Raw genomic sequence first — 11,123 nt, forward strand, 5'->3', positions numbered from 1 at the left:
ACTATGCAGTTGTTTGAGACACCGGATGAACACACCCGATTAGCCCTGTTCGATGGGGCGGCGGTCCTGCTCACGGTCGCCCGCCATGAGCGCGACTACATGGCGTGTGTGCGCAAGTTCGGCCCCAAAGGCACGGTCTATTACGATGTGGCCGGCTACAGATACCACGCCGATGGCTCGCCCCTGCCGCAATTGCCGCGCGCGCCCCAGATACTCGACGTCGTTGATCTCTATCAGACCGATTACGCGGATATCGCATGAGTGAACTTGTCACCTGTGCGGGGAAGGTGGTGGCGCTGGCGCCCCTCGTCGCTATCGGGCCGGTATGGGGAAATGGCCTTTATGAAGACACGCATCTGGCGTTCCCGGTCCATATCCAGGGCCTGCCTCAAACCCTGTGGTTCCAGTCGGAGGATGGTACAGACGCGGAAAGGGCCGCACTCAGACGCGCGCATGCCCAACTCGTCGCCGCCTGGCGGCGCTATCACCTAAGGGATGGCGTATCGCCGGGCCTGTTCGACCTGACCCATCTTCTGATCAGTCTTCAGGCCATCTCAGCCGTCAGTCCCATCTATACGAAGACGGTCACTGTGGGCGGCTGGGGCAGCGTCAGCCGTCATCAGCCGATCTACGACATCCATGTGTCAGGCCTCAGCGAATCCATTCGTCGCTCAGCCTCTGTGGCCGTGCCGCTGGACGTCCTGACGGCTGAGCGTAGTGCCCTTCTGGAAGCCTGGGCCGACTGGGTCGATCCTCTCACGCGACAGGCGGTGTAGGGTGTCATGGCCCGCTACCTCAGCCTCTATCTGCCATTCTGGGGGACCGATCGTCTGCGCCGCGCTGTGGGACTGGACGCGCTGCCGCTTGAGCGACCCCTAGTTCTGCAGGGCAAGGTCGGCAGCCGACGCCTCGTCACGGCGGTCGATGCGTTAGCTCATCAGCGCGGCGTGCGAGCGGGCATGGCGGTGGCCAAGGCGCAGGTGCTGATCGACGGGCTTGAGGTGCGTGACGCTGAGCTGGAGCGCGACGCCGAGGCGCTGGAGACACTCGCCGTATGGGCCTTGCGTCTCTACTCACCCGTGGTGGCCCCTGATACACCCGACGGTCTGATCCTCGATATCACCGGCGCGGCCCATCTCTATGGGGGAGAGGCCGCTCTGGTCACAGATATACTGCGGCGTCTCGAGGCCCTTCACATCACCGCCTACGCCACGGTCGCGGATAGCTGGGGGGCCGCCCATGCCCTGGTGCGCTTTGCGGGTAAATCTTCGCTGATCATTGCACCGGGTAAGTCCACCGAGGCCATCCTGCCCCTGCCGGTTGCGGCGCTTCGCCTGCCGGCCGAGACGGTCGAGGAACTGCGCCTTATTGGTATCGACACGATCGGCGAACTGGCGGCCAAGCCGCGCGCCCCGCTGGCGCTGCGCTATGGTCCCGACCTGTGGCGGCGCGTCGATATGGCGTTTGGGCGACTGGCCGAACCCATTGAGCCCGTCCAGGTCCCCGAACTGATCTCGGTCGAACGCGCTTTCTTTGAGCCCATCGGGGCGCCTGACACCCTTGAGAAATATACCCGTCGTTTGACTGAATCCCTGTGCCTGAAACTGGAAGAGGCGGGGCTTGGGGCGCGACGGCTCGATCTGCACTTTGTGCGCGTCGATAGCCGCATCGAGACGATCTCCGTCGGCACCGCCAAGCCGGTGCGTGACGTCAAGCGCCTGTCGAAACTGCTGGTCGATAAGATCGAAACCGTCGAGCCGGGCTTCGGTATCGACAAAATGACCCTGTCAGCCCCTCTGGTCGAACCGCTGTGCTTCACGCAGGTGGCCACCAGCTTTGCCGCGCCCAGCCGCCCGGATGTCGAAGACCTGTGGGACACGCTCAGCAATCGCTATGGCGAGGGGCGACTTTACCGCGCCGTGGAGGTCGCAAGCGATATCCCCGAGCGCTCGGTCAGACGGATCGCGCCTTCGGCATCCGGGACCGGCTCCGCTCGCAATGCCCGCTATCGCCGTCCGGCGCGCCTTTATCGCCCCGAACCGGTGCAGGCGCTCGCGGCCTTGCCCGATCATCCGCCGCGCGCCTTTACCTGGCGCGGTCAGCGTTACAGCGTCGTCTGTGCCGATGGCCCCGAACGGGTCAAGGGCGAGTGGTGGGTCAGCGACGCCGAAACCGGCAAGGTGCGCGACTACTATATCCTCGAAGCGGCCACCGGCGAGCGCTTCTGGGTCTTCCGGGCCGGGGACGGCGAGCACACGGGCACCGGCTCTCTCAACTGGTATCTGCACGGGAAGTTCGACTGATGCAGCCACCTTACGTCGAGCTTCAGTGCGCGTCCTACTTCTCTTTCCTGCAGGGCTGTTCATCCCCAGATGAGCTGTTCGTGCGCGCACAGGCACTGGGTCTTGAGGCGCTGGCCATTGCGGATCGCAACACGCTCGCCGGTATGGTGCGCGCCCATGTGGCCGCCAAAGCCACGGGTGTGCGCCTGATCGTCGGCTGCCACCTTGATCTGAGCGATGGCTCTTCGCTGCTCGTCTATCCCACCGACCGGGCGGCCTATGCGCGCCTGTCACGGCTTTTGACGGTGGGCAAGGCGCGGGGCGGCAAGGGCCGGTGCGACCTCACCTGGCAGGATGTGGAGGACTTCAACGCGGGCCTGATCGGCATCTTCATTCCGGAAGAGGCCGATGAGGTCTGCGCCCAGCGCCTGCGTCGCTTCAAGACCATCTTTGCCGAACGCGCCCATGTGGCGCTGACGCTGCGCCGCCGGCAGGGGGACCATCTGCGCCTGCATGAGTTGTCGAACCTCGCGGCGAGGGTGCGCGTGCCCACCGTCATTACCAATGATGTCCTCTATCATGTCCATGAGCGCGACCAGCTACACGATGTGGTCACCTGCATCCGCCACAACTGCACCATCGACACCCTTGGGGATCTGCGCCACCGCTACGCCGATCGCTATCTCAAGACGCCGGAGGAGATGTATCGCCTGTTTCCGGGGTACGAGGGGGCATTAAGGCGCAGTGTCGAGATCGCCGATCAGTGCCGTTTCAGCCTCGACGAGCTTAAATACCAGTATCCGGAAGAGAAACTCCTGCCGGGACTGTCGGCCATCGACGCCCTCAAGAAACTGACCTGGGAAGGGGCGAAGCGGCGCTACCCGGAAGGCGTGCCGCAAAAGGTCATCGACCTTCTGCGCCATGAACTGACCCTGATCGAGAAGCTCAACTACGCGCCCTATTTTTTGACCGTCAACGCCATCGTCAACTTCGCCCGCTCGCAGGATATCCTCTGTCAGGGGCGAGGCTCGGCCGCCAATAGCTGCGTTTGTTTTGTGCTGGGCATTACGAGCGTCGATCCGGACCGCAATGATCTTCTCTTCGAGCGCTTCATCTCCGAAGAGCGGGGGGAGCCGCCCGATATCGATGTGGACTTCGAGCACCAGCGGCGTGAGGAGGTGCTGCAATGGGTCTATGAGACCTATGGCCGCTCGCACGCCGCCCTTACCGCCGTCGTCACGCGGTTCCGCACGCGCGGGGCCATCCGGGCCGTGCTCAAGGTGATGGGCTATCCCGAAGACACGATCAAGCTGATCTCCAAGCAGGTGACCCACTGGCACCGCGGCGGTATGACTTTGGCCGAGGCCGAAGGCTTAGGGCTCAATCTCAATGACCGGCGCCTGAAGCTCGCCATCGACCTGCACCTGTTGCTGATGAATGTGCCCCGGCATTTGAGCCAGCATCCGGGTGGCTTTGTCCTGACCCATGACCGGCTGGATGAGCTGGTGCCGATCGAGCCCGCACGCATGAAAGCCCGCCAAGTCATCGAATGGGACAAGGACGATATCGACGTGCTGGCCTTCATGAAGGTCGATTGCCTGGGGCTTGGCATGATGTCGTGCATGAAGCGCTCGCTCGATATGCTCGCTGAGGTCAAGGGCATAGAGCTTGATCTCGCCACCATCCCGGCCGAAGACCCGCGCACCTATGCCATGATCCGCAAGGCCGACACGGTCGGTGTCTTCCAGATCGAAAGCCGCGCCCAGCAGGCCATGCTGCCACGCACCAAACCACGGACCTTCTATGATCTTGTGGTGCAGGTCGCCATTGTCCGCCCCGGCCCCATCCAGGGCGGCATGGTCCATCCCTACCTGCGACGCCGAGAAGGCACGGAAGAGGTCACCTATCCCTCAAAAGAACTGGAGGCCATCCTCTCCAAAACCCTGGGCGTGCCTTTGTTTCAGGAGCAGGCCATGTCGGTTGTCATCAAGGCGGCCGGCTTTTCGCCTGGGCGCGCAGATATGGTCCGTCGCGCCATGGCCACCTTCAAACACACTGGCGGCGTCTCAAAATTCCATGACGAGATCGTGCAGGGGATGCTTAAAAACGGCTACACGCAGGACTATGCCGAGCAGATCTTCAGCCAGCTCGAAGGGTTTGGTTCCTATGGGTTTCCGGAGTCGCACGCCTATTCCTTCGCCCTGATCGCCTATGCCTCCTCCTGGATGAAATGCCATCACCCGGATGTCTTCTGTGCCGCGCTCCTCAACTCCCAGCCCATGGGCTTTTACGCCCCGGCGCAGCTGGTGCGCAACGCTCAGGAACACGGCGTGGAGGTCCGTCCGGTCTGCGTCAACGCCTCGCGCTGGGACTGTACGCTGGAAGAAACACACCGACCGGGACGCTATGCCGTACGTCTGGGCTTCCGGCTCGTCAAAGGGCTCAAAAGCGCGGACATCGCCAGGATGATCCTGCATCGCGGAGATTACCCCTTCACATCCATCCCCGATCTGTGGAAGCGGGCGCGCACGCCGGTGGCGACGCTGCGGCAACTGGCTAAGGCCGATGCCTTCTCTCCCGCTCTCGGTCTCAACCGCCGGGACGCGCTGTTTGCCATCCGCGCCCTGCGTGATGATCCTCTACCCCTGTTCGATCATCTGGAGGCGGGGGCAGGGGGGACCGCCGCAATGCCCGAACCGCAGGTGAGCCTCAAACCGATGACGGCCGGGGCCGGGGTGGTCGAAGATTATAATCATCTCGGCCTGACGCTTGGGACGCATCCGGTCTCGTTCCTGCGCGAAGAGTTGCGTCAACGCGGCCTGATGACCTGCGCGGACGCTATGGCCTCAAAAGATGGGTGCCGCGTCAGCGTGGGCGGCATGGTGCTCGTCCGTCAGAAGCCGGGCTCGGCCAATGGCGTGATGTTCATGACGCTCGAGGATGAGACCCGTGACGCCAATGTGGTGGTCTGGGAGAAGGTCGCTGCCGCCCACAAGGCCGCCGTCTATGGCTCGTCGTTTGTGGCCATCAACGGCTACATCCAGCGCGAAGGCGAGGTGGTCCACCTGATCGCGCGATCCGTCTTTGATCTCTCGCCGCTTCTGGCCAGTATCGGTGAGTGCGACACGCCCCTCAGCGTGCCCCGTATGCCCGGAGATGAGTTCCGCAATGGTGGGCCCGTACAGGATGCGCGAGTGGCCAGAGCGCAGGGCGGTGGCTGGGTGCAGAAGAGTAGGGATTTTAGGTGATGGGGGGGCGAAGTCGGGGGCTGGTTTTGGCCCATTGCAGTCATTTGCCGGATCGCGGAAGAGCAAATTACCGGACATTGCGAAGCTGAGCCTATCGCCATCCCTCACCTGACATTATGGCGATTCCGACCTATCTACTCTTGAGTTATAGGCGCTGGCAAACCTGGGGCGGTTCACACCGATGGTTCGAGCTCCTTGTCGCATCCTTCGATGTTTGCAGCGGCACGCTTAATCCGGCCGATTTACTCGATCCACCTGCCGACACTTTGATCCAACGCCGCTTCGTTTACGGCACTGTTAATGTCAGGTCGGCTCAGCGTGTCGGAATGTCGATTTGAACGGGCTGCAGGATGGACGTCAGGATCGGGGTATAGAGGTCGATATCCTGAGAAGGGGCCGACAAGGTCGCGACGAGGGCATACCGTGCCCTCTGGGCAAAGACACTCTCCGTCCGCCGCTCCTTCCACCAGCCGGAGACGGGTTTGACGCAAATCATATCCCGGGCGGCGAGACGGGCACCCGAGCCGCGCCACACGTCGCAGTGGAGAGATCCGGCGGCGATGCTATTGGCACCGAGCACCCAACCGGTATCTGCCGTCGTGATCCGTCCGAGGGGAGCGGGCTCGTCATCATTAACGCGATGCTTGAAGGCGCGGACGCTTTCGCCCGGTCGTTTGAGGTCGAAGCGCAAGCCATAGCTTTGATAGCGCTGAGGATCGACGGCAGCGGCGCGCCCCGGATTAGGGGCGACGAAATAGGAGAGGGTTACCTTAAGCTCGAAAATCTGATCAGCAAGGGCCCGTGATTCAAGAAGGGCCTTCGGCCAGGGCAGGTCAAAATAGTGGCAATCGTGGAACCCAACGCCACCGCTCTCACGCCGCCCATAGGGCTGTATGTCCTGCTGGACGATAATCGCCAGGTCGTTGGTCGCCGAGGATCGGGCGCGTTCATAATTGGGCACGCCGTACCCAAACTGGCGCACCAGCTTCAACCGGTCCCTCTGGGCAGGATTGTCGTTGAGCAACTGTTCCATGGCGGGCGTCCATTGCGCACTGTGCACCATTAGGGCGCGAATGGTTTCCGGCCAGTAATCAGGGTGATCGGCCTGTAGGCGGGCCGCCATACGAGAGGCAAGCGCGGTGGCCGCACTGGTCGCCGCAAAATTGACCAAGGGTGCGCGATCGACTTCACTGCCTGTCGTCAAAAGCTCAAGCGATGGACAATTCACGAGGGTGCGCCCGTCTGCCGACTGGGCGCGGTTGCCCGCCTCCATGACGATCTCGGGTTTGATAGGGGTCTTGCTCTGGCGCCAGCTCATGGAGTTTCGCGAGAACGGACTGACGCCGCCCGCGTCGGCGTGTGCCACGAAATCCCGCAAGCTCGGTTCGGCGATCACGGTCTTCTCGGTATAGCCGCCCACGGTGATGGCGTTCCAGGCCTGGGCCGGGTCCTCGATGGGGTATTGGTCCAAAGGCAGGTAGCGGGAGGCTTCTATATGGGCCGGACGGTTACCGGCTGAAATGAAAAATAGGCGCTTGGGTGCGGTTTCGTCGTCGCCGGCCATGAGGCCGGCTGCCGTACGGTCAATGATTGCGCTCCATGTGGTCGCGCGTTCACCGGATATATCTTCGTTGGTGACCGCCAGACAGAAGACGCGCCGTTGTGCCGGGTTCTGAATTTCTGCAAGGGATACGGCTGACTGGGTGATGGAACCCAGTTTTGTCAGGTCGTTAGGCGGAAAACCGTCTGCGGGGAGTATGCGTACCGATTCCAGCCTATGCGTAAGCCGGAGCTCGCGTTGATCCTGTAGGACCGCGAACAGATCTCCGTGGAGCGCGAGGCCGGCCATTTCCGTGCCGTGCGGCTCTTCGATACTGTCGGTGGGTACCCAGTTCGCGTCGACTGTCAAGAGATCGGCCACGGACAGAGCCGGTTCAAGCAACGCATGTGCCCGGTTCACTCCCTTGTCCAGCACGCAGACGCGGGGAACGTTCAGGCCAGGCCATCTGACGCGGGCCGCGTAGTCATCGACCCAGGCGTGCTGGTTGTCGGCCTGTTCGGCGACGAAGAAATGCGGGGTATCCGTTCCGCGCCGCAGCTCCGCGATGCCATTGGTCGCAATGAGCGCCATCTCGATGTCGACGCGACGGGCAAATACGAACAGGACGGTGAGGTCGGGAAACTGGAGCCATTGGTCTTCGGCCGCAAGGCGGCATTCAAGACGAGTGAAGGTATTGGACACCTCGGTTTCCAGACCCTTGTGACACCAGACCTCCCACCAGACAGAGGAAGGACGAACGGGCAGTAGCGAGAGCGGGTCAGTCCAGAAGGCTTCCAGGCGCGCCCGGCGAATGGCGTTTATCGGCTCGACATAGGATTTGTTCGGCGGGGCGTCGCTTTCACGCAGTGGGCCGGACCGATAATCTTCAAATATGGCCCTCAGCACCGGTACGGCCTCATCTGGTATGAAGACGACGGTAGTCGTGTCGTAAGTTTCCGGTTGGACCTTGGTCGCACCGCTTTGAATATGATCGCGCTTTCGTTCCAGTTTGGAAGGGGGCGCTCCCTTTTGCAGGTCGACCTCGTAATAGGCACCTGCTGCGCGGGTCAGGCCGTCGATGGGTAGCACTTGCGCCTGTGCACTCGTGAAAGCGACCTGCAACTGATCGATCAGGGCCTGGCCATGGTCCTCTCTGATACGAGGGGCGCTGCCGCCGCCGCGACTGTTTGTTCGCGCCTTGTAGGTGTTGTGTGTCAGCCGGTCCGAGATATCGAAGTGAGGCAAATCGTACTCAGACGGCATAGGGTCTCCTTAGCCCGCTGTCCTGTGCGTAAACGCCTCCTGCATGTCTCGGCGGGCTTGTAGACGCTGAACGAGCTGATCGGAGGTGATACTATCGCGTTCGTTGAGAATGGCAAATTTAACCGCGTCGCCTGCTGCCTTGGCGATTTCAGCCTGACTGAGACCCGCGGAGGCGTCGAGGACCTTTGTCCAGGCGATAGCCTTGATTTTAAAGGGGCGAACCGCGCTTTGAACGATCTTTTTGACCTCGTCCTGGGTGGGCAGGCCGAATGCGAGAACTGCGTCGAAGCGTCTTAACAGCGCCTTGTCCAAAAGCTCCGGGTGATTCGTGGCGCCGATGATCACGCTGTCGGTCGACGCCTCCTCCTCCATATACTGCAGGAAAGAATTCAGGACGCGTCGCATCTCGGCGACATCGTTGGAGGCGTCGCGCCGTCCGCCGACGGCGTCGAACTCGTCGAAGAGGTACACCCCGCGCCGTTTTGAGACCTCGTCGAAGATGAGACGAAGTTTCGCGGCGGTCTCCCCCATGAAGCGGGTAATCAACGTCTCCAGGCGGATGATGAAGAGCGGCAAGCCTAGTTGACCGGCCACGGCTTCCGCGGTCATGGTTTTGCCCGAACCGGGCGGACCGACAAACAGAATGCGGCGATTGGGCACGCGGCCATGTTCACGTAACCAGTTGCGGCGGTGCTGCTCCTGTACCAGTTCATCCAGGCTGGTCCGTAGCCGGGCGTCTACCACGACGTCTTTCAGGCCGTATCGCGCGTCGCGATGCGAGATCAGGCCTTCTAGTTCGCCCCGTGGCTTGGAGAACTGAATGGCGACCGGTCCTTTGGGCGTTGCCGCCTGGGCAGACTCGACCGCGCTTCGCAACGCGTCGGCGGTTGACCGATGGCCCTGGCGCGCTTCTGCGGCAGCCACCTGAAGGGCGATGGAGTAAAACTGCTCCTGATCGCCTTCGGCGTGGCTCTGCAACAGAGCAAGGATTTGCTTGGCGCTCGACACGGGCAGAGATTCTCTTATTTGCGTTAAATTAAGGGTAACGGGAATGGGCGGTGATGGCGAGGGTTTTATAGCGAACAGCCTGACATGTCCGGCTGACAAGACGTGTCAGCACCATCCAACCCCATCTGCTTGCAAGCGTTGCCGCAGGGAAACCGCCGAATGTCCGCTAATGGGATGGACCGGCTGCTTCCCTTGCGAAGTAGTCGGAGTAGACTGCTTGGCGCCACCCGGAGAAGCATCCCATGGATACGAACATTCCTGAGTTAGCGTCGATAGGCATAGATATCGGCAAGGACGTGTTTCACCTTGTCGGATTTAGTACAGATGGTCAGATCGTTCTTCGCCGTAAAATCAAACGGCTGGCTCTGACAGAGACATTTAAAAAGCTGCCGCCGTGTATCGTCGGCATGGAGGCCTGCCTCAGCGCGCATTTTGTCAGTCGCACCCTTCGACAGCTCGGCCACGAACCGCGCATCATCCCCGCTATTTACGTAAAGCCGTTTCTGAAGGGGCAGAAGAACGACTACAATGATGCCGAGGCTATAGCCGAGGCGGCTCTGCGGCCGAACCTGTCGACAGTGAGTGAGAAGACCCAGGATCAATTGGATCTTCAGGCCTGCCATCGCGTTCGCTCGCGGCTGGTGTCGCGGCGCACAGCGACGATCAATCAGATCCGTGCCTTCCTAATCGAGCAGGGCATCACGGTCAGGGTCGGTGTGCGTGCCTTACGTGACTCGCTCTTCGACATCTTGAACAACCGCGCAGATGAGATTTCGCCGCGTATGAGCCAACTCATCGTTGGCCTTTATGAAGACTGGTTGTGGCTCGATGAACGCATCGAGACCCTCAGCGGCGAGATCGAAGAAATCAGCCGGAATGAAGCCAACTGCCGTCGCCTGATGAGTGTGCCGGGCGTCGGGCCCCTGATCTCCACGGCGGTTGTTGCCGCCATTGGCACAGGTGAAGCCTTTGAACGTGGTCGCGACTTCGGTGCCTGGCTGGGGTTGGTACCCAAGCAGTTCAGCACGGGTGGCCGCTCTATTCTCGGGCGCATCTCAAAACGCGGAAGCCGATACCTTCGAACCTTGTTCGTACAGGCCGCCAATGTCCTCTTGATGAGGCCTCAAAATTGGCCGAAGTACAGCTTCGGAGACTGGCTCACCAGCGCCGCCACGCGGATGCACCGAAACAAGCTCGCCGCCGCCCTCGCCAACAAGCTGGCTCGGATCAGCTGGAGCGTATTGAGTACAGGAAAGGCTTTCGATACCCACAGAACCGAGATCGAGGCCGTATAGCATCGATCTCCACCCAGTTCGCGACTAAGACGACTGCATGGAACGGAACGATAAACGCGCCCTGAGCCTGAGCGCCCTAATGGCCGCTTGCCGGCCGATCCGCTAATGAGGCCAAAAGCGCGTGCGTATTCCCATCAAGGCCACGGCTCGCATGCCGATCAACAGGCCGGATACATATAAGCGACTTCTGCTATTCATGCGAAATCTTACTTGCGATCGGCAGCCGGTCCATACAATTGGGCGCGAGGGTGCCAAAGGCCGCAGGCCTAGTTATGGCGTCGTGGGGGGCAACGGGCGGACGTCTAGATGTACGGCCAGGTTTTTCTGCTCATTCTTGAGTCTGACGTAAATGTTTCCCTGTTCATCTGTATATAACAAACGGCAAACTTCCCCGTGGCCAATTCGCGTGACGCAAACGGCGCTTGAGCGCGCAATCCAAATTCCGTGAATGGGCCCCCGTCCGTAAAGCACATAGCTACCATCGCGT

7 protein-coding genes are annotated in these 11,123 nt (G+C 61.3%); 5 read left to right on the forward strand and 2 right to left on the reverse strand.

Features of this window, described 5'->3' with window-relative positions; all coding sequences use genetic code 11:
* The first annotated feature begins 3 nt into the window (after positions 1 to 3).
* Genes LH365_RS15580 through LH365_RS15595 form a run of 4 tightly spaced genes read left to right on the forward strand, consistent with a single transcriptional unit; the run spans position 4 to position 5,530 of the window.
* Positions 4 to 261: a hypothetical protein gene (locus LH365_RS15580; protein ID WP_226746263.1), complete on the forward strand. Its 258-nt coding sequence runs from the start codon at positions 4 to 6 to the stop codon at positions 259 to 261.
* Positions 258 to 776, forward strand: coding sequence for a hypothetical protein (locus LH365_RS15585; protein WP_226746264.1), 519 nt, complete (start codon positions 258 to 260; stop codon positions 774 to 776). The genes LH365_RS15580 and LH365_RS15585 overlap by 4 nt, the downstream gene beginning before the upstream one ends.
* A gap of 6 nt (positions 777 to 782) precedes the next feature.
* Positions 783 to 2,303: a DNA polymerase Y family protein gene (locus LH365_RS15590; RefSeq protein ID WP_226746265.1), complete on the forward strand. Its 1,521-nt coding sequence runs from the start codon at positions 783 to 785 to the stop codon at positions 2,301 to 2,303.
* On the forward strand, positions 2,303 to 5,530 hold the full coding sequence (locus LH365_RS15595; protein ID WP_226746266.1) for an error-prone DNA polymerase: 3,228 nt from the start codon (positions 2,303 to 2,305) through the stop codon (positions 5,528 to 5,530). Before LH365_RS15590 ends, LH365_RS15595 begins: the two co-directional genes overlap by 1 nt.
* 313 nt (positions 5,531 to 5,843) lie before the next feature.
* On the opposite strand, the gene LH365_RS15600 is transcribed toward LH365_RS15595, so the two are convergent.
* Together LH365_RS15600 and LH365_RS15605 are read right to left on the reverse strand one after the other, a co-directional pair.
* Positions 5,844 to 8,333: a S8 family peptidase gene (locus tag LH365_RS15600; protein WP_226746267.1), complete on the reverse strand. Its 2,490-nt coding sequence runs from the start codon at positions 8,331 to 8,333 to the stop codon at positions 5,844 to 5,846.
* 9 nt (positions 8,334 to 8,342) lie between these two features.
* The gene (locus LH365_RS15605) at positions 8,343 to 9,341 is read right to left on the reverse strand and encodes an AAA family ATPase (RefSeq protein WP_226746268.1); all 999 of its coding nucleotides are present in this window, start codon (positions 9,339 to 9,341) and stop codon (positions 8,343 to 8,345) included.
* A gap of 242 nt (positions 9,342 to 9,583) precedes the next feature.
* On the opposite strand from LH365_RS15605, the gene LH365_RS15610 reads away from it, so the two are divergent.
* On the forward strand, positions 9,584 to 10,636 hold the full coding sequence (locus LH365_RS15610) for an IS110 family transposase (protein WP_226745021.1): 1,053 nt from the start codon (positions 9,584 to 9,586) through the stop codon (positions 10,634 to 10,636).
* The last annotated feature ends 487 nt before the right edge of the window (positions 10,637 to 11,123 follow it).

Source organism: Asticcacaulis sp. AND118 (assembly GCF_020535245.1).
In the GTDB taxonomy this organism is placed as follows: Bacteria; Pseudomonadota; Alphaproteobacteria; order Caulobacterales; family Caulobacteraceae; genus Asticcacaulis.

What these genes read in the sequence shown, in the direction of transcription:
- LH365_RS15580 (WP_226746263.1), top strand. Translation starts at nt 4, where the DNA reads ATGCAGTTGTTTGAGACACCGGATGAACACACCCGATTAGCCCTGTTC.
- LH365_RS15585 (WP_226746264.1), top strand. Translation starts at nt 258, where the DNA reads ATGAGTGAACTTGTCACCTGTGCGGGGAAGGTGGTGGCGCTGGCGCCC.
- LH365_RS15590 (WP_226746265.1), top strand. Translation starts at nt 783, where the DNA reads ATGGCCCGCTACCTCAGCCTCTATCTGCCATTCTGGGGGACCGATCGT.
- LH365_RS15595 (WP_226746266.1), top strand. Translation starts at nt 2,303, where the DNA reads ATGCAGCCACCTTACGTCGAGCTTCAGTGCGCGTCCTACTTCTCTTTC.
- LH365_RS15600 (WP_226746267.1), bottom strand. Translation starts at nt 8,333, where the DNA reads ATGCCGTCTGAGTACGATTTGCCTCACTTCGATATCTCGGACCGGCTG.
- LH365_RS15610 (WP_226745021.1), top strand. Translation starts at nt 9,584, where the DNA reads ATGGATACGAACATTCCTGAGTTAGCGTCGATAGGCATAGATATCGGC.